This is a genomic window from Kitasatospora sp. NPDC054939, from assembly GCF_053610105.1.
On the sequence record NZ_JBSGXP010000095.1, the window covers coordinates 17,183 to 33,719 of the forward strand.

17 protein-coding genes are annotated in these 16,537 nt (G+C 75.5%); 10 read left to right on the forward strand and 7 right to left on the reverse strand.

The window, feature by feature from the left end; translation table 11 throughout:
• Position 1: 1 nt before the first annotated feature.
• Complete coding sequence (locus tag ACWGB8_RS24865; protein ID WP_452215791.1) at positions 2 to 907, reverse strand: MBL fold metallo-hydrolase; 906 nt, start codon at positions 905 to 907, stop codon at positions 2 to 4.
• Between the two features lie 253 nt (positions 908 to 1,160).
• On the opposite strand from ACWGB8_RS24865, the gene ACWGB8_RS24870 reads away from it, so the two are divergent.
• Positions 1,161 to 1,448 carry a hypothetical protein gene (locus ACWGB8_RS24870; RefSeq protein WP_452215792.1) on the forward strand — a complete coding sequence of 96 codons (288 nt, stop codon included), beginning with the start codon at positions 1,161 to 1,163 and terminating at the stop codon, positions 1,446 to 1,448.
• 151 nt (positions 1,449 to 1,599) lie between these two features.
• Here the strand turns inward: ACWGB8_RS24870 and ACWGB8_RS24875 are convergent, their stop codons facing one another.
• Both ACWGB8_RS24875 and ACWGB8_RS24880 read right to left on the reverse strand, forming a co-directional pair.
• Positions 1,600 to 2,415, reverse strand: a complete 816-nt coding sequence (locus ACWGB8_RS24875) for a CbtA family protein (RefSeq protein ID WP_452215793.1) — start codon at positions 2,413 to 2,415, stop codon at positions 1,600 to 1,602.
• Positions 2,416 to 2,433: 18 nt separating this feature from the next.
• On the reverse strand, positions 2,434 to 2,658 hold the full coding sequence (locus tag ACWGB8_RS24880) for a CbtB domain-containing protein (protein WP_452215794.1): 225 nt from the start codon (positions 2,656 to 2,658) through the stop codon (positions 2,434 to 2,436).
• Positions 2,659 to 2,990: 332 nt separating this feature from the next.
• Here ACWGB8_RS24880 and ACWGB8_RS24885 point away from each other — a divergent pair, with 332 nt between their 5' ends.
• Positions 2,991 to 3,587, forward strand: a complete 597-nt coding sequence (locus tag ACWGB8_RS24885) for a histidine phosphatase family protein (protein ID WP_452215795.1) — start codon at positions 2,991 to 2,993, stop codon at positions 3,585 to 3,587.
• A 198-nt stretch (positions 3,588 to 3,785) separates the two neighbouring features.
• Positions 3,786 to 4,430, forward strand: a complete 645-nt coding sequence (locus tag ACWGB8_RS24890; RefSeq protein WP_452215796.1) for an AMIN-like domain-containing (lipo)protein — start codon at positions 3,786 to 3,788, stop codon at positions 4,428 to 4,430.
• A 96-nt stretch (positions 4,431 to 4,526) separates the two neighbouring features.
• On the opposite strand, the gene ACWGB8_RS24895 is transcribed toward ACWGB8_RS24890, so the two are convergent.
• Both ACWGB8_RS24895 and ACWGB8_RS24900 read right to left on the reverse strand, forming a co-directional pair.
• Positions 4,527 to 5,168 carry an NAD(P)-dependent oxidoreductase gene (locus ACWGB8_RS24895; protein WP_452215797.1) on the reverse strand — a complete coding sequence of 214 codons (642 nt, stop codon included), beginning with the start codon at positions 5,166 to 5,168 and terminating at the stop codon, positions 4,527 to 4,529.
• A gap of 59 nt (positions 5,169 to 5,227) precedes the next feature.
• Positions 5,228 to 6,190, reverse strand: coding sequence for an EamA family transporter (locus ACWGB8_RS24900; RefSeq protein ID WP_452215798.1), 963 nt, complete (start codon positions 6,188 to 6,190; stop codon positions 5,228 to 5,230).
• A gap of 88 nt (positions 6,191 to 6,278) precedes the next feature.
• Between ACWGB8_RS24900 and ACWGB8_RS24905 the strand changes: the two genes are divergently transcribed.
• Complete coding sequence (locus ACWGB8_RS24905; RefSeq protein WP_452215799.1) at positions 6,279 to 6,776, forward strand: MarR family winged helix-turn-helix transcriptional regulator; 498 nt, start codon at positions 6,279 to 6,281, stop codon at positions 6,774 to 6,776.
• A 210-nt stretch (positions 6,777 to 6,986) separates the two neighbouring features.
• Here ACWGB8_RS24905 and ACWGB8_RS24910 read toward each other — a convergent pair whose 3' ends face one another.
• Positions 6,987 to 7,952, reverse strand: a complete 966-nt coding sequence (locus ACWGB8_RS24910) for a methyltransferase domain-containing protein (RefSeq protein ID WP_452215800.1) — start codon at positions 7,950 to 7,952, stop codon at positions 6,987 to 6,989.
• A gap of 29 nt (positions 7,953 to 7,981) precedes the next feature.
• Here ACWGB8_RS24910 and pdxR point away from each other — a divergent pair, with 29 nt between their 5' ends.
• From pdxR to ACWGB8_RS24935, 5 genes are all read left to right on the forward strand, one after another.
• Entirely contained in the window at positions 7,982 to 9,514 is a 1,533-nt protein-coding gene (pdxR, locus tag ACWGB8_RS24915; protein ID WP_452215801.1) for a MocR-like pyridoxine biosynthesis transcription factor PdxR, read from the forward strand.
• 243 nt (positions 9,515 to 9,757) lie between these two features.
• Positions 9,758 to 11,044: a glycoside hydrolase family 3 N-terminal domain-containing protein gene (locus tag ACWGB8_RS24920; protein WP_452215802.1), complete on the forward strand. Its 1,287-nt coding sequence runs from the start codon at positions 9,758 to 9,760 to the stop codon at positions 11,042 to 11,044.
• Positions 11,045 to 11,374: 330 nt separating this feature from the next.
• Positions 11,375 to 11,839 (forward strand): hypothetical protein, encoded by a 465-nt coding sequence (locus tag ACWGB8_RS24925; RefSeq protein WP_452215803.1) that lies wholly within the window; start codon positions 11,375 to 11,377, stop codon positions 11,837 to 11,839.
• Positions 11,840 to 12,024: 185 nt separating this feature from the next.
• Positions 12,025 to 12,423, forward strand: a complete 399-nt coding sequence (locus ACWGB8_RS24930; RefSeq protein WP_452215804.1) for an ArsR/SmtB family transcription factor — start codon at positions 12,025 to 12,027, stop codon at positions 12,421 to 12,423.
• Positions 12,420 to 12,593 carry a DUF6126 family protein gene (locus ACWGB8_RS24935; protein WP_452215805.1) on the forward strand — a complete coding sequence of 58 codons (174 nt, stop codon included), beginning with the start codon at positions 12,420 to 12,422 and terminating at the stop codon, positions 12,591 to 12,593. Before ACWGB8_RS24930 ends, ACWGB8_RS24935 begins: the two co-directional genes overlap by 4 nt.
• 22 nt (positions 12,594 to 12,615) lie before the next feature.
• On the opposite strand, the gene ACWGB8_RS24940 is transcribed toward ACWGB8_RS24935, so the two are convergent.
• Positions 12,616 to 15,246: a cytochrome P450 gene (locus ACWGB8_RS24940; protein ID WP_452215806.1), complete on the reverse strand. Its 2,631-nt coding sequence runs from the start codon at positions 15,244 to 15,246 to the stop codon at positions 12,616 to 12,618.
• Positions 15,247 to 15,555: 309 nt separating this feature from the next.
• Between ACWGB8_RS24940 and ACWGB8_RS24945 the strand changes: the two genes are divergently transcribed.
• Positions 15,556 to 16,362 (forward strand): sigma 54 modulation/S30EA ribosomal C-terminal domain-containing protein, encoded by an 807-nt coding sequence (locus ACWGB8_RS24945; protein ID WP_452215807.1) that lies wholly within the window; start codon positions 15,556 to 15,558, stop codon positions 16,360 to 16,362.
• The last annotated feature ends 175 nt before the right edge of the window (positions 16,363 to 16,537 follow it).

Below are 16,537 nucleotides of genomic sequence, written 5' to 3' on the forward strand. Positions count from 1 at the left end.
GTCAGCCGGTGCGGTGGCAGATCACGAAGTCGGGGTACGGGAACCGCCCCCGCCTCCCGTCCACTTCGGTGAGGGCAGCGCGGATGTCGTGCAGCTGGCCGACCGTCATCTGGAGCGGCGGTTCGTCGGGCTGGTACGTCCAGCGGATCGGGTAGTCGACGCCGGGCCGGTCGGACATCTCGATGTGGCAGCCCAGCACGTGGCTGACCTCGCGGGTCGCGGCGAAGGCGATCAGCCGGTCGACGGTCGCCGTGTAGGCGTCCCAGTCCTCGATGTAGAGCCGGCCCGGGTAGACCGTGTCGCCGGTCAACAGGAAGCCGGTGTACGGGTCGTAGTAGACGACGGCCGCCTCGTGGTGGCCCGGTCCGGCGAAGCACTCCAGCACCCGGCCGCCGAGGTCCAGCGAGGCCGGGCGGTCGGGGTCCGGCCCGAGGCCGAGGAACCCGGTGATGTCCGCGAGCCCCGGGTCGACCACCAGGGTGTCCGGCCGGTCGGCGAACTGGCCGTCGCCCGCCCGGTGGTCGCCGTGGCCGTGGGTGTGCAGGACCAGCAGCCCGTAGCCCTCCGGGGAGCGGCGGCGGGCGGCGAGCCAGTCGGCGACGAGGCCGTCGACCACCCGGCGCAGCGGGAAGTACTCCGGTTCGGCGGTCGCGCCGGTGTCGAGGAGCACCGCCCGGTCGTTGCCGAACAGCAGGAACAGGAACGGCGCCTCGTAGTTGACCGCCTTGTTCTGCCGGAGGATCACGGTGTGCTCGTCGTAGTGGTGCACCTGGATGTCCGGGTCGGTGTTGTGCTTCGCCGACTCCGAGCCGTGGATCCAGCGCACATCCAGCGAGCGTCGGCCGGGGCCGTCACCGCCCGCGGCGGGGCGGGTGAAGTCGACCGGTTCGGGTGCGGCGGCGGCCATGCTGTCTCCCTGCGCGTGGGTCCGGGCACCGCCCAGGGACGGTCCGCGGGAGTGCTCCGCGGACGAAGCTACCAGGCGACGACAGGTCAGTTGCCATGGCACGGACAGCGCTTAGGATCGCACCATGGAACATGGGGGTACGGACGCGCAGCCGTCCGAAGAATCGAAGGTGTCGATGACGAAGGAGCCGCGTGGGGCCGTCCCGGCCGCCGGGTCAGCCGACACGACGGGCACCGCGGCACCGGAACCGGCCGTGCCCGGTGAGGAGGCGGCAGCACCCGCCGAGGAGTCCGCACCGGAGCGGGAGCTGTCCAAGGGCACGGCCGTGGTGGTCACGATCGCCGTTGCGGTCGCGGTGGGGCTCGTACTGATGCTGGTCTTCCACTGGCTGGGCTTCGGGATCCCGCTGGTGGGCTGGATCCTGGCCAAGGGCGCGCTCAAGGCGGCGGTGTTCATCGTCTTCGTGGTGGCGGGTCTGGTCGCCGCGGTGGCCCAGAAGCTGGGCAAGGGCACGAAGGGCAGCGGCGACGCCGACGCCTGACGCCGACGCCTGACGCCGGGCCGGCACCGGTACCGGCACCGGTGCGAAAATGCCCCGACCCCTCCGGCGCGCCATCGGAGGGGTCGGGGCGAGGTCGTGCCGGTCGGCCCGGTACTGGGGGCAGCACCGGGCCGACCGTTCGGGCCGGGTGTCAGCCGGCGGCGGTGGCCACCGGCTGGGGCGCCGCCGAGGTGCTCGGCTCGGCCGCGGCAGGGGTGAGCAGCCGCTGCGCCAGGGCGCCGAAGACGATCCCGAAGCCGGCCCAGAGGACGGCCTGGATGCCCAGCGAGGCCAGGCGGAACTCCCACAGCAGGGCGGCCGGGAAGGTCTCCCGGACCGCGTCGCCGTTGTCCGGCAGCAGGACGAAGGCCAGCGCCATCACGGCGACGTAGCCGGCGCCCGCCACCACGGAGGCGTTCCAGTTGCCGAGGCGCTGGGCCAGCTGCCGCCCGGCGATGACCGCGGCGACGGCGAGCAGGACGCTCAGCGCGATCATCAGGAAGAACAGCGTGGTGCGCTTGCCGATGGTGTCCGGGTTGCCGACCGCCGGGGGAGTGGCCGGGTACTTGAGGAACGGCACCAGGTAGACGGTGGTGAAGGCCGCCGCGGCGATCAGCGCGGAGGTCGCCCGGGCGCTGAACCGGCCGATCCGGCCGAGGGCGAAGCAGAACACCAGCGAGGCGATCCCGCCGAGGGCGACCCCGTAGACCAGGACGCCGGTGGCGAGGCCGACCGTGGACTGGAGGGACCGGCTGACCAGTTCCTCTTCCTCCTCGGCCGGGGCCGCGGCGGCCGAGGCGTCGCCGTGCCCGGCGTGGGCCGGTGCCGACTGGGTGCTCTCCAGCGCGATGCTGGCGTCGACCGGACCCTCACCGACGGTGTAGGCCAGGGCGAAGGCCAGCAGGCCGGCGATCAGGCCCGCGAGCATGCCGCGGACGAGGAGTCTTCTGACAGTGGAGGCGTGCATGAGTGTGCGTTCCCCCGGTCAGTGGCAGGGGAAGCCGAGCAGGTGCCGGCCGTCGTGCACCCACTCGTGCACGGCCTCGCCGGAGAACACCGAGGTGGCGCCCTGCTCGGCGCCCACGAAGTAGAGCAGGACCAGGGCCAGCGTGCCCAGGAAGAACGCCCAGGGCAGGACGGCGCGCACCGGCAGCGGCGCGGGGGCGGAGCCGGAGACGGGAAGGCTGGGGGAGACGATGGACTGCGCCATGGCAGGACCTCCTTGGGGGAAACACGCGTCCCATGAAGTGGAGCTCGAACGACGGTCCTCGGGTCTGACTCACCGGGAACCGTCCGCTGCGTGAGGCGGCCGGTACCGGCTTACAGTGGCGCGACCGTGCCGGAGTTCCACCGGGCTTCCGTCGTACCGTCGTCTTTATGTCGGACAGACCGTACCGCTTACCCCCGGGTCGGCCAAGGGCTCGCACCGGCGCACTGCCCCGGGGGGTGGTGCGCGGTCCGGGCCCCGGGGCGGTACAAAGGGCCTGGTCCGGGTGTGGATACGGGTGACAGGTGTACGAAGGGGCGGGGCAGGGGAGCGGTATGACGGTACGGGTGATCTTCATCTCTCCGGCGACGGGAGCGGCGCTGCGCCGGGCACGGTTCGACGACGACGGACCCTTGGACGCGGCGGGTTCGCGGGCTGCCGGGGCTGCGGCGCACGCGCTGCCGGCCGTCGCCGCCGCGTACGCCTCGCCCTCGGTGCGCTGCCGGGAGACCGCCGCCGCCCTCGGGCTGGCACCGGTCGAGGTGCCGGCGCTGCGCGGCTGCGACCCGGGGCGGTGGCGCGGGCGGGCGCTCGACGAGGTGGCGGCCGAGGAGCCGGAGGCCGTGCAGGCGTGGCTGTCCGATCCGGCCGCGGCCCCGCACGGCGGGGAGTCGCTGCTGGCGCTGCACGCCCGGGTCGCCGCCTGGCTGGACGGTCTGGCGGCGCAGGGCGCGCCGGGCGCCGACCCCGCCGCGGCCGGCCGGGTGGTGGCGGTGGTCGAGCCGGACGTGGTCCGCGCGGCCGGGGTGCACGCGCTCGGCGCCCCGGCGCAGGCCCACTGGCGGCTGGACGTCCCGCCGCTGTCGGCGACCGAGCTGAGCGGGCGTGCGGGCCGGTGGAACCTGCGGGTGGCCGCCCGGCTGGGCGGGTAGGGGGCCCGTCCGAGGGGCCGGCGTGGCGGGGGAGTCGCGCGGGGAGGGGGAACCGCGCGGGGCCGGATGTCCGCAGGACGGGGGCCGCCGGACTGCAACCCGGCGGGTGCGGGCGTCGTCCTTCTCCACAGGAGCCCTGAACGGCCGTGGCCGCAGCGCTCCGGACAGAGACCGACGCACTGCCCGAGGAGGCAGACCATGCGACGTTGGATCATCATTCCGGCCGCCTTCGCCCTCGCCGCGACCGTCGCGGCGCCCACCGCGCTCGCCTCCGCGGGCCCGGAACGGGCGAGGACGGCCGCCACCGCGACCGCGACCGCCGACGGAGCCGAGCGGCAGGCCCGGGCGGTCTGCCCGACCGGGTGGGGGAGCCTGGACAAGGACCTGGACGGCCTCGGCGCCCAGCCGCTGCGGGACATCCGCAGCGGTCAACACCCCTGCTACGACCGCCTGGTGCTGGACGTGCCGGGCACCTCGACGGCCTCCCCGCTCGGCTACCACGTCCGCTACGTGGACGTGCTGTACCAGGACGGCTCCGGGAAGCCGCTGCCGATCGGCGGCGGCGCGATCCTGGAGATCGTCGTCGGTGCGCCCGCGTACGACCCGGAGACCGGCACGCCCACCTACCCGGGCGGGGCCGGGCAGCCGCTGCCGGGAGTGGACCTGCGGGGCTACCAGACCTTCCGGGACGCGAAGTTCGCGTCGAGCTTCGAGGGGCAGAGCCAGGTCGGACTGGGCGTCCGGGCCAAGCTGCCGTTCCGGGTGTTCCAGCTCGACGGCCGCCTGGTCGTCGACGTGGCGCACTCCTGGACGGCCGGAGCCGTCCCCCAGGCGTGGCGCTGACGCCTCGGGGACGGTTCGGACAGAGGGGCCGGACGGGACGACGGGCCGGGAGGGCCGGGTGGGCCGACCGGTGGGGCCGGCCCGGGGAGCGGGCGGTCAGTAGCCGACGGTGAACCGGGTGCGGCGGTGCGCGGGCCGCTCGGCCTCGTCGAGCAGGGCGACGGCGAGGTCCTCCATGGAGATCTCCGAACGGCCCTCGGCGTCGACGACCAGTTCGTCGCGGCCCAGCCGGTAGCGGCCGGTGCGCTCACCGGGCTCCAGCAGCGCGGCCGGGCTCAGGTAGGCCCAGTCGAGCTCGGACTCGGCCCGGTAGAGGTCGAGTTGCTCGTTGCAGGCCAGGGCGATCGGGCGCCAGGACGGCGGGAAGTCGGGGCCGTCGACGACGGTGAGGCCGTCCGTGCGGCCCGGGAGGAGGAGGCTGCCCGCCCCGCCGACGGCCAGCAGGCGGACACCCGTTCCGGCCAGGCCGGCCAGCAGGCCCTTGGTGGCGACGGCGAGTTCGCCCTCGCTGCCGACCGGGGGGCGGGTCGCGGTGATGACCACGTCCTGGCCGGCGGCCAGGCGGGCCACGTCCTGCGGGTCCGCGGCGCTGCCGGTGGCGAGCACGGCTTCCGGTGGCAGGCCGTGGGCCCGGGCCGGGTCGCGGATCACCGCGGTGACCTCGTGACCGCGGTTCAGGGCCTCGGTGACGACCCGGCGTCCGACGTTGCCTGCGGCGCCGATGACGGTGATGCGCATGGGAGTTCTCCGTTCGGTGGGCTAGCGAAGGGGGCGTGCGGGAGGGGGCGGTGCGGGGGCTACGGCCGGGCGGCGGGTTCGCGGGCGGCGGCCTGGTCCGGTGCGGTGGCCGGGTTCGGTTCGGTGGCCTGGTCCGGTGCCGCGGGCGGCAGCGGTTCGGCTGCGGCGGGCCGGCGGCCGGTCTGGGCCACCACCAGCGAGCCGAGGACGATCAGTGCGCCCAGCGCCTGGACGGGCGTGAGGTCCTGGCCGAGGACCAGCCAGCCGAGGGTGGTGGCCACCACCGGGCTCAGCAGGCCGAGGAAGGTGACGTTGGTGGGCGGCAGTGCCCGGATGCCGCGGAACCAGAGGGTGTAGGCGAGCGCGGCGCCGATCACGGTCAGGTAGGCGTAGCCGAGGACGTTGCCGGCGGTCAGGTCGGTCGGCGGCGGGCCCTCGACCAGCAGGGCCACCGGGAGGAGCAGCAGTCCGCCGCCGGTGAGCTGCCAGCCGGTGGTGGCGAGCAGCGGTGCGGGCGAGGTCCAGCGCTTGCTGAGGACGACGCCGCCGGCCATCACCACGGCCCCGCCGAGTGCGGCGGCGACTCCGAGGCCGTCCAGTTGGGCGCCGGCCCGCAGGACCAGCAGGCTGACGCCCGCGACCCCTGCGATTCCGGCGAGCACGGTGCGCAGCGTCAGGCGGTCGCCGAGCAGCAGGGCGGAGAGCCCGGCGGCGATCAGCGGCTGGACGGCGCCGAGGGTGCCGGCCACGCCGCCCGGCAGGCGGTAGGCGGCGACGAACAGCAGGGCGAAGAAGATGCCGATGTTGAGCGCACCGAGGACCAGCGAGCGCCACCACCAGCTCCCCTGCGGCAGGCGGCGGGTGACGGCGATGAGGAGGAGCCCGGCGGGCAGGGCCCGGACGACGCCCGCGAGCAGCGGGCGGCCGGGCGGCAGCAGTTCCGTGGTGACGAGGTAGGTCGATCCCCAGATGGCGGGGGCGAGCGCGGTCACCAGCACGATTCCCAGTCGATTCCTTAGCACTAAGCAAATGTATCTCACCGCTAAGGTAAATGGGGCGAGCGGGTGATGTGACCTGTCTCACCACTAAGACATCCCCTAGGCTGGAGCGGTGGCAGATCACGTGGACCGCATCGTCGAGCAGTGGCGCGCCGAGCGCCCCGACCTGGACGTCTCCCCGATGGAGGTGATCGGCCGGCTCAAGCGCTTCTCCCGCCTCGCCGACGCCGAGCTCAAGAAGAACTTCGCCGCGCACGGCCTGGACTCCGCCTCCTTCGACGTCCTCGCCACCCTGCGCCGCAACGGCCCGCCCTACCGCCTCACCCCCACCGGCCTGATGCAGTCCGCGATGGTCACCTCAGGTGCCATCACCCAGCGGCTCGACCGGCTGGAGGCCCGAGGCCTGGTCACCCGCACCCCCAGTGACTCGGACGGCCGCAGCCAGGTCGTCGCCCTCACCCCCGAGGGCCACGCCCTGGTCGACCAGTGCCTGCCCTCCCACCTCGACGCCGAGCGCACCCTGCTGGTCGGCCTCGACCCGGAACAGCAGGCGGTGCTCGCCTCCTCGCTGCGCGCCCTGCTCGAAGCCCTCGGCGAGCGGCTCGACTGACCAGCGACGCACGCCGCCGACGTACTTCGCCGACGCGTACCACCGACGTACACCGGCGACGTACACCGCCGACGCGCACGGGCGGCCCCACCCCGGTGCGAACGCCGTGCGCACCGGGGTGGGTGGTCGGTGGTCGGCGCAGGTGCTCCGGGGGCGGGCGGCGCGGAGGTCCGGGACGGCCGGGGCGGGGCGACCCGGGACGCCCGGGCTTCAGGGGCTGACCGCGGTCGCCTTGAAGAAGGTGTAGTGGAAGGTGCCCCCCTCGTCGGCCGTCCGGCGGAGGTCGGCCACGCCCCGGTCGAAGGCCGCCGGGGAGGTCAGCCCGGCGGCCAGCGCGGCCGGGCGCACCGACTCGACCATCCGGACGAAGGTCTGCCGGGTGAAGCCCTCCACCAGCTGCGGTCGGCTCGGATCGGCGTGGACCGGGCGCGGCCCCACCGCGATGTCCCGGTACCCGGCGGCGGCCAGCAGCGGTTGCAGGCGGCGCCCCACGAGAGCGTCCCCGCCGGCCGCGGACTGCAGCTCCACCAGGTGCCCGACCGCGGCCCGGGCGTCCGTGCTGTCCGGGTGGAAGAAGGCCGAACCGTGGTCGCCCTCGATCACCGTCACGGTGCCGCCGGGCCGCAGCAGCCGGCGCAGTTCGACCAGCGCGCGCTGCGGGTCCTTCAGGTGCTCCAGGACGAAGCAGACGAAGACGTGATCGAACGAGCCGTCCGCGAAGGGGAGTTCGTGCAGGTCCCCGTGGTGCCAGTCGACCTGCGCGGTGGGCGCCTGCGCCGCCACCCGGGCCCGCGCCCGGGCCAGCGATTCGGCCGAGAGGTCGGCGGCCGTCAACCGCACCCCCGGGCTCGACGCCAGCAGGTGGACGGTCTGCGCACCCACCCCGCATCCCGCCTCCAGCACCCGGCTGCCCGCCGGGTAGGCGGTACCGGCGTGCAGCAGCCCGGCCAGCGTGGCGGCCTGGTCGCCCAACCGGCGGGCCTCCTGCGAGGAGTAGCCGTGCACGTAGTCACCGGACCCGGGGCGGTCGGGGTCGCCGGGGGCGGCGCGGGGAGCGGATCCGGGGCGGCCGGGATCGCGGGTGGCCGGGTGGTGGGCGGACCCGGGGCGGCGAGCGGAAGTGGCGGACAGGTCGGAAGTGGCGGACAGGTCGGGGAAGGCGGGTTCGGTGGTCATGAATCCACCCTCGCCCCCACAATGGACCGGTGCACAGGTCCAATGCAGACGCTCCGGACAGGTCCGTAACCGCCGGCGCCGACTTCCTCCAACTGGACACCGCCGAGGCCCCGCCCGGCGGACTCGCCGACTGGCTCACCGCCCGGCTGCGCCGCGCCGTTGCCGACGGCAGGCTCCCGCCCGGCAGCCGGCTGCCCGCCAGCCGGGTCCTCGCGGAGGAACTGCGGGTCTCCCGCGGCGTCGTCACCGAGGCGTACCGGCGGCTCGCCGACGAGGGGCAGGTCGCCGGTCGCGGCCGGGCCGGCACCGTGGTGGTCGCCGCACCGTCGCCGCCCGCACAGCCGTCCCGACCGCAGCCGGCGGCGGTGCGCGGATCCGCGCTAGGGGCCGCGGGCGGCGGCGCACCGGAGCGCGTCCGAGGGCTGTTCGCCCGGGAGCCGCTGCCCGAGACCTTCGAGATCCTGCGCGCCGCCCCCGCCCGGATCGACCTCGGCCCCGGCCTCCCCGACCTCGCCGCCTTCCCCCGCGCCGCCTGGCTGCGCGCCGAACGCGCCGTCCTCGACGGCCTCTGCGCCGCCGACCTCGGCTACGGCGACCCCCGCGGCACCCCCCGGCTGCGCACCGCCGTCGCCGACTGGCTCGCCCGCAACCGGGGCATCCGCGCCGACCCCGACGAGGTGCTCGTCGTCGCCGGCACAGCCCAGTCGCTGACCCTGCTCGGCCGGGTGCTCACCGACCGCGGCATCACCGAGGTCGCCGTCGAGGACCCCGGCTCGCTCGGCGCCCGCCAGCACCTCGCCCACCTGCTCACCGCCACCCCGCCCGTCCCCGTCGACGCCGACGGCCTGCAGGTCGACGCGCTGCGCGCCACCGGCGCGCCCGCCGTCCTGCTCACCCCCGCCCACCAGTACCCGACCGGGGTGGTCCTCTCCGGCCCGCGCCGCCGCGAACTGACCGCCTGGGCCCAGGAGGGCGGCCTCGTCCTGGAGGACGACTACGACGCCGAGCACCGCTACGACCGCGCCCCGGTCCCGGCCCTGCGCGCCGTCCTGCCCGACCGGGTCTGCTACCTGGGCAGCGTCTCCAAACTCCTCGCCCCCGCCCTGCGCACCGGCTGGCTGCTCGCCCCGCCCCGGTACCGGGAGGCGCTGGTCGAGGCCAAGCGCTTCGCCGACCTCGGCAACGCCGTCCTGCCCCAACTGGTACTCGCCCGGCTGATGGAATCCGGCGACCTGGAACGGCAGTTGCGCCTGCTGCGCCGCCGCCACCGGCGCCGCCGGGACGCCATGATCCGGGCCATCGCCGAGCACCTGCCCGGCGCCACCGTGCACGGCGCGGCAGCCGGCCTGCACCTGATGCTCACCTTCCCGCCCGGCCTCGACTGCCCGGACACCGAACTCGCCGAAGCGGCCCTCGCCCACGGCGTCAAGGTCCAGCCGCTCTCCTGGCACTACCGGCTGCCGCACCCCCAGGGGCTCGTCCTCGGGTACGGGGCGGGCACGCCGGACCTCCTGGCGGAGGGCGTCGCCGTCCTCGGACGGCTGCTGCGGCGGGGGCGGTAGGCGGGCACGGTGGACCGGGGGCGATGGCCGGGGGCTGCGAGCGGGTGCCGGGCCGGGAAGGTCGCTGTTGGTCCGGTCGGGGGTGGCGGGCGGGGCTGCGGCGGCCTGTCGGCTGACGGTGCGGCAGGGCTGCGCGTCGGGCGGCGGGCCGGGTCGCGGATCCCGGTAGGGTGTGCCGACCCCGCGTCGCCGTACCGCCCCCGGAGACGTGCCGGGGTGACCGCCGCCGCCCGGGAGGGGCCCATGCCGTCGCCGTTTCCGCTGTTCACCAGGCCGGCGCCGTCCGCGCGGGCGGTGACCTCCCCCCGGCGCGCGGTGCGGTTCGCGGTGCTGGCCCTGCTGCTGGCGGCGGCGAGCCCCGTCCCCGGCGGACCGCTGCGGGCCGGCGAGGAGGCCCGGTCCGGCGTCCGGCCCGCGCAGCCCGTACGGTCCGGGCAGGCGGACGAGGCCGCGCCCGAGTCGAGCCGGCAGCTGGCCGGCCGGCGGATCGTCTACTCCTACCCCGGCCCGATGCCGCCGCCCGCGCTGCTGCGGGCGATCCGCGAGGGCCGGGTCGCCGGAGTCGTGCTGTTCGGCGAGAACGTCACCGGCCCGACCCAGCTGCGCATCGCGCTCGCCCATCTGCGCCAGGCGCAGCTGGAGAGCGGCGACCCCCGCCCGCTGCTGCTGATGACCGATCAGGAGGGCGGCAAGGTGAGGCGCCTGCCCGGCCAGCCGGAGATCTCCGCCCGCCGCACCGGGCAGGCGGCGGACGCGCCCGGGGCGGCCGTGCAGGCCGGGACGGCGGCCGGCCGGAACCTGGCCGAGGCGGGTCTGAACGTCAACCTGGCGCCGGTGCTGGACGTCTACGACCGGCCGGACAACTTCGCCGACCGCTTCGAACGCTCCTACGGCCAGGACCCGCTCCGGGTCGGGGAGTTGGGCGGCCTCTTCATCAGCGGCCAGCAGCGGCACCGGGTGGCGTCCACGGCCAAGCACTTCCCCGGCCTGGGCTCCGCCGCCCGCGACGAGAACACCGACGAACGGCCCGTCACCCTGCACGTGCCGCTGGCCGAGCTGCGCGAACGCGGTGAGGCCCCGTACGTGGCGGCGATCGCGGCCGGGGTGGAACTGGTGATGGCCTCGTGGGCCGTCTACCCGGCGCTCGACCCGGCCCTCCCGGCGGGCCTCTCGCCGGCGGTGATCGGCGGCGAACTGCGCGAGCGGCTGGGCTTTCGCGGGGTCACCGTCACCGACGCCCTGGAGGCCGGTGCACTCGCCCCGTACGGCGACACCGGTGCGCGGGCGCTGGCGTCCGCCGGGGCGGGGATGGACCTGCTGCTCTGCTCGGTCCGCGACGTCGAGCAGGGGGAGGAGGCCGCGGAGGCGCTCGCCGCCGCCCTGGACGACGGGCGGCTGGACCGGGCGGCGTTCACCGAGGCGGTCCGGCGGATCGACGGGCTGCGGTCGTCGCTGGCGGGGGCGGCCCCGGGCGGGGCCACGGCCGCGCCGTCCGTGGTGCCGGTGACGGGCCCGCGGGGCGGTCGGTAGCGCCGACGGGGTCGGTGGGGTCACCGGCCCGGCGGGGTCGGTGGCGTCGGCGGGTGGGCGTTCCCCGCTGCGGGCGGCGGGGGCGCGGGGGCGCTTCACCGTCCGTTCAACGGTCGGCCATCGGCGAGGGTGTGGGCCCGTTGGGGGATGGCGCGGATCTCGCCAATCGAAGGTCGATTTCCGGTCGCAGCGATGTTTCGAGCGGATGAAGTGGCCCCGGCATTCGAACTCATGGCAGGCTGAAGGCATGTCAGATGTGAAATTTCACATGGCATATCCCTGCTCCCCGTGTCGGACCCTTTGTCGGACGCATCACGAATGAGGACTCCCATGAACCGTCTCACCATGCTGGCGGCCGGCGTCGCCGGCGCGGCCACCCTGTTCGCCGCCCCGGTGGCCGCCTCGGCCGCCACGGTCGGCACCTCCACCACCACCGCCACCACCGTGACCTGTGGCAACTCCGGCCTGCAGTCCGGCCTGATGACCCGCGTCTGTGCCGAGGTCACCGGTGACGGTGTGCAGTTCTACGGCAACATCAGCCTGGCCGGCCCGCCGTCCCCCGGTGGCCCGATGCCGCAGCCGAAGCAGCTCCTGACCACCCTCTCCGCCGAGGTCGTCGGCGGTGCCTCGATCGGCACCTCCAACCAGAACGTGCTCTTCACCACCACCCCGGTGAAGGTCACCGGCGTCGGTGGCACCGTGCCCTGTGGCTCCACCGTGCGCGCGACCTTCAGTGTCGTCTCCTTCGGGTGGTACCCGGCGCCCGTGACGGTCGAGGTCCCGGTCACCTGCTGACCCGACACGGTCGGCCCGGGTTCGGGCTCGGGGGCGCACCTCCCCGGGCCCGACCCGGGCCTCGCCCGCCTCCGGAGGGCTCCGGCGACGCCGAGCAGATGATGAGTTGAACAATTCTTCAACTTCATGGAGGATGCTCCCCTCGCGGCCACTCGGCCGCCGTCGCGACGAGGAGAGGGCGACCGATGCCGGTCCCGCTGTACCAGGCCAAGGCGGAGTTCTTCCGCACCCTCGGCCACCCGGCCCGGATTCGGGTCCTGGAACTGCTCCAGGACGGACCCAGGCCGGTGCGGGAACTGCTCGCCGAGATCGAGATCGAGCCCTCCAGCCTCTCCCAGCAGCTCGCCGTCCTGCGGCGCACCCAGCTGGTGACCGCCACCCGGGAGGGCAACACGGTCGTCTACGCGCTCAGCACCCCCGACGTCGCCGAACTGCTGCGGGCCGCCCGCCGCATCCTCACCGAGCTGATCACCGACCGGGAGGGGCTGCTCGCCGCGCTGTCCTCGCCCGGGCCCGGGACGGTGCCGGTGCCGGTGCCGGTCGGGGTGGCGGCCGCGGCCGGGGCGGAGGAGCAGGGCGCATGAGCGACCGCAGCCCCGGTGCCGAGGGGACGGGCCGCAGCGCCGCCCACGACGACGAGCGGCGCCGCCGCAAGGCCATGCTCATCCGTGCGGGGATCTACATCTTCGCGACGCACCTCTTCGCCTTCTTCGTGATCCTCCTGTTCAGCCTCGGCGGGCGGGGCGGCCACTGACCCTCCGCGCGCTGACGGAGCGTCAGTTGACTTGGTAGCGGCTGGTGGTGCCGCACCAGGCCCGGACGCCCTCGACCAGTTGGCGCGTGCCGGCGAGGTACCAGTGCGCGGACGGGTGCCGACGCACCAGGCGGCGCCGGATCGCCCCGCTCTCCTCCTCCAGCCGCCGCACCCGGGACCGGACGGCGGCGATCGCCCGCTCCCGGCCGTACCCGTGGGCGTGCTGCAGCGCCAGCACGGTGTTGAACGGCAGCGCGGACTGCCGCTCCTCCCGCGCCAGCGAGTACAGGTCGTTGAGCAGTGTGGCCGCGTCCGCCGTGTGCGCGCGCAGCCGGTGCAGCTCCGGGTCCGCGTGCAGCCGGGCCGGTGCTTCGCTGCCGTGCACCCGCTCCAGTATGTTCAGGAACGGGTAGAGGCAGCTGGCGTGCCGGCGGAGCCGTACCGTCTCGGCCAGGTCGGGTGCGGTGCCGCGGGCGCGGTGCGCGGCCTCGGCGACGAAGGTGTCCAGACAGGACTGCCAGTCGCGGGAGGCCCGTCGGCGCCAGTCGGTGGACATCGGCCCGCACTGCCGCTGCCACAGCTCCTCCCAGGCGCCCAGCAGTCCAGCCGTCGGCGCGTCCGTCGGGGTGCCCGTCGGTTCGTGTGTCCGGACGGACGTCGGTCGGTCCGCCGGTTTGGTCGTCGGCCGGTCCGTCGGTTCGGCCCCCGGTCCGTCGGCCTGCCGGGCCGGCGCGTTCGGCCGCAGCACCGCGAGCAGCGGGTCGACGACCGCGCGGGCTTCGGCGAGATCGCGGCCCGCCGGACCGTCGAAGCGGTCGTCGAGGATGGTGAACCAGCCCAACAGGTCGACCAGCAGGTCGAGTTCGTCGCCGTGTGCGGTCGGGAACGAGCCGCGGATCAGCTCGGGCAGTGCCTCGGACTGGTAGCGGGCGAGTTCGGCCGGCGCCGTGAGCAGGCCGTGGCCCAGCACCCAGGACGCATGGCGGTCGGGCCCGTCGGCCGGTCGGCGCTGCGCGCTGCGCGCCGCATCGGCCGGGGCGGCGGGCTCGAGCGGGGGGCGGTCGGCGGTGCGCGGGGCGAGCCGGACCCGCAGGCCCTGGGCCTGCACCGTCGTCCAGACCACCTCGCGGGCGGCCGCGCCCGGTACCGCCACCGGTCGCCAGTGGCGCAGGATCGCCGCGGCGGCGACGGTCAGTTCGGCCCAGGCGAAGGCCTCGCCGATGCACTTGTGCTTGCCCGCGCCGAACGGCAGGAAGGCGTGCCGTGCCGGACTCCCCGACGCGTGCCCGCTGCCGGTGGGGCCGAAGCGCTCCGGGTCGAAGCGCAGCGGGTCGGGGTGCAGGGCCGGATCGCGGTGCAGGGCGGTGAGGCTGTAGAGCAGTTCGGTGCCCGCCGGGACGAGGTACGGGCCGAGCCGCACCTCGCGGCTCGCGGTCCGCATCAGGAAGGCGTTCGGCGCGTGCAGCCGCACCACCTCCTGGGTGACGCTCCTGGTGTAGGTAAGCCGGGCGAGCGCCTCGGGTGTGGGGACGGTGCCCGCGGGGAGGTGCTCGTCGAGTTCGGCCAGGACGCGCGCCTCGATCCGCGGGTGGCGCAGCAGTTCGTCGATCAGCCAGGTGAGCGTGGTGGACACCGTCTCGGTGCCCGCGCCGAACATGGTGATCGCCTCGGACCGCACGTCCGCCTCGGTCAGCGGCCGGCCGGTGGCCGGGTCGACGGCGGCGCGGAGCAGTTCGGGAAGGGTGGGGCGGTCGCTGCGGTCGCTGCGGTCACTGCGGTCGCCGGTGCCGGGCGCCGACGGGTCCGCGACGGGTGCGGGTCGGCCCACAGCCTGGTCGACCACCCGGTTGAGCACGCGCACGGCCGCGCCGAAGCGGCGGTTGACGGCCAGCGGCAGCCGGGCGAGCGCGGGGTGCGGGTAGAGCGACTGGACGATCTGTCCCTTCACCAGGTCGGGCAGCGCCCGGTGGAAGGCGAGCGTGGATGCCTCGCTCAGCCGGGCGTCGAACAGGGCCCGGGTGACGATCTCCAGCGCGAGGTGGTTCATCTCCTTGGCGACGTCCAGCACTTGGCCGGGGCGCCAGCGGGAGATCCGCTCCTCGGTGGCCCGGTGCATGGCGGCGAGGTAGTCGGCCATCCGGTCGGCGCCGAACGCCGGCTGGACGGTCCGGCGGCGGTCCCGGTGGGCCCGGCCCTCGGACATCAGCAGTCCGTCGCCGAAGGCCGTCCGCAGGGTGTCCTGGACGGCGCCGCGCGGGCAGTCGTGGGCGAGTGCGACCAGCAGGGTGTGCACCAGGGCGGCGTCCGTCACCACGCAGACGGTGCGCGGGCCGAGCCGGATGCGGACCACTCCGCCGTACCGGGCGAGCGAGCCGAGGAAGCCGAGCGGGTCGCGCAGCAGCGCGGCTGCGTGCCCGAGACCGGGGAGCGCGCCGGGTGCGGACGGCGGGAGCAGCGGCGGTGCGGGCCGCGGGGGTGCGGCGGGGGCGGGCCGGTCGACCGCCGGGCCGGTGGGACGGCCCGGTCGGGCGGCGGTCCCGGTGGACGGTTCGGCGGGCTGACCGGAGGCTCGTTGGGCGGTCCGCCGCCGACCGGACCGGCGTCTGCCCGCCGCGGGCCCGTTCGTGGTCCGCACCGCCGCTGACGTGCTCACTGCGGACGGCGTGCTCGGTGGAGCGCTCGACCGTTGCGCAGCATTCGTCAGGATCATGACGTCACCCCTCACCTCGGGAACCCCCGACAGACGGAACCCCCGCGCACGCCAATGACTGGGAGGGCGCACGTCATGGAGAACGCGCCGGTCTGAGGACCGTTGCGCCGGGCGGGAACGGATCACCCCAATGGTGGACACCTCGCGGGACGGGGGAGGAGGGGCGATCGGGACGCCAGGCAGGGCCTTTCGGCCCTCGGCCGCGGGCCCTGTGCCGGTCCAGCATGGTCCCCGGAGCAAGGAGGACCCCTGATGACCCGTCTGCGCCACCGGCCGCCCGCTGCGGACGTCCGGATCGACGTCCGCGTCGAGATCCACGGCGAACTGCCCCGTGCCGACGCCGAGTACGCCCGCGTGCAGGCGCTCGCCCTGCTGGGGCATCCCGGCGCCGGCACCCACCGGTCGGCCCGGTTGCGGCTCACCCGGACCCGCAACCGGGCGGTCGGCCGACCCGTCATCGCCCAGGCCGGGCTGGAACAGGACGGCGTCGGACCGGTGCGCGTCCAACTGTCCGCCGTGACCGCGCGGGAAGCCGTGGACCTCGCGCTCGGCACCCTCCTCGGCCGGGCGGCCCGGCTGCGCGAGTACGGCGATATCGGGCTCGCCGCGGCGTACGAGAGCGCGTACCGGCCGCAGTTCGCGCCCCGCCCGCTCGCGGAGCGCCGGCTCGTGCGGCGCAAGTCGGTCACCCTCGCCCGCCGGACCCCCGAGGGCGCGGTCCGGGAGATGCTGGCGCTGGACCACCAGTTCCACCTGTTCGCGGACGCGGCCACCGGGGAGGACTGCCTGGTCCACCGCGAACCCGGCGACGGCGGCTTCCGACTCGTCCGGGCGAACTCGGCCGTCCACGCGGGCAGCGCCGTGCCGCCGGTCCTCGCCGGCCCGTACCCCGCGCCCCGGCTGAGCCCCGAGGAGGCGGCCCGGCGGCTCTGGCTCACCTGCTGGCCGTTCGTCTTCCACATCGGCCCGGCGGACGGCCGGGGCCGGGTCCTCTACCGCCGCTACGACGGGCACTACGCCCTGCTCGCGCCCGCCACCGCCGGGCCTGCCACCGGCTGAACCGGCCCGCGGCGACCGGCCCGCAGGGGCGGCACGCCGACCCGGGCCCGCCCCGGCAGACGACGGACGTCCACCGACGGGCCCCAGGAACCCACCACCGGAACGGGAGCACATGGACTGCGACGAGGTCTTGCTGACCGTCCGCGTCGCCGCCGCCGAGCGGGCGCTGCTGCGC

What these genes read in the sequence shown, in the direction of transcription:
- ACWGB8_RS24865 (WP_452215791.1), bottom strand. Translation starts at nt 907, where the DNA reads ATGGCCGCCGCCGCACCCGAACCGGTCGACTTCACCCGCCCCGCCGCG.
- ACWGB8_RS24875 (WP_452215793.1), bottom strand. Translation starts at nt 2,415, where the DNA reads ATGCACGCCTCCACTGTCAGAAGACTCCTCGTCCGCGGCATGCTCGCG.
- ACWGB8_RS24880 (WP_452215794.1), bottom strand. Translation starts at nt 2,658, where the DNA reads ATGGCGCAGTCCATCGTCTCCCCCAGCCTTCCCGTCTCCGGCTCCGCC.
- ACWGB8_RS24885 (WP_452215795.1), top strand. Translation starts at nt 2,991, where the DNA reads ATGACGGTACGGGTGATCTTCATCTCTCCGGCGACGGGAGCGGCGCTG.
- ACWGB8_RS24890 (WP_452215796.1), top strand. Translation starts at nt 3,786, where the DNA reads ATGCGACGTTGGATCATCATTCCGGCCGCCTTCGCCCTCGCCGCGACC.
- ACWGB8_RS24895 (WP_452215797.1), bottom strand. Translation starts at nt 5,168, where the DNA reads ATGCGCATCACCGTCATCGGCGCCGCAGGCAACGTCGGACGCCGGGTC.
- ACWGB8_RS24910 (WP_452215800.1), bottom strand. Translation starts at nt 7,952, where the DNA reads ATGACCACCGAACCCGCCTTCCCCGACCTGTCCGCCACTTCCGACCTG.
- ACWGB8_RS24920 (WP_452215802.1), top strand. Translation starts at nt 9,758, where the DNA reads ATGCCGTCGCCGTTTCCGCTGTTCACCAGGCCGGCGCCGTCCGCGCGG.
- ACWGB8_RS24925 (WP_452215803.1), top strand. Translation starts at nt 11,375, where the DNA reads ATGAACCGTCTCACCATGCTGGCGGCCGGCGTCGCCGGCGCGGCCACC.
- ACWGB8_RS24930 (WP_452215804.1), top strand. Translation starts at nt 12,025, where the DNA reads ATGCCGGTCCCGCTGTACCAGGCCAAGGCGGAGTTCTTCCGCACCCTC.
- ACWGB8_RS24935 (WP_452215805.1), top strand. Translation starts at nt 12,420, where the DNA reads ATGAGCGACCGCAGCCCCGGTGCCGAGGGGACGGGCCGCAGCGCCGCC.
- ACWGB8_RS24945 (WP_452215807.1), top strand. Translation starts at nt 15,556, where the DNA reads ATGACCCGTCTGCGCCACCGGCCGCCCGCTGCGGACGTCCGGATCGAC.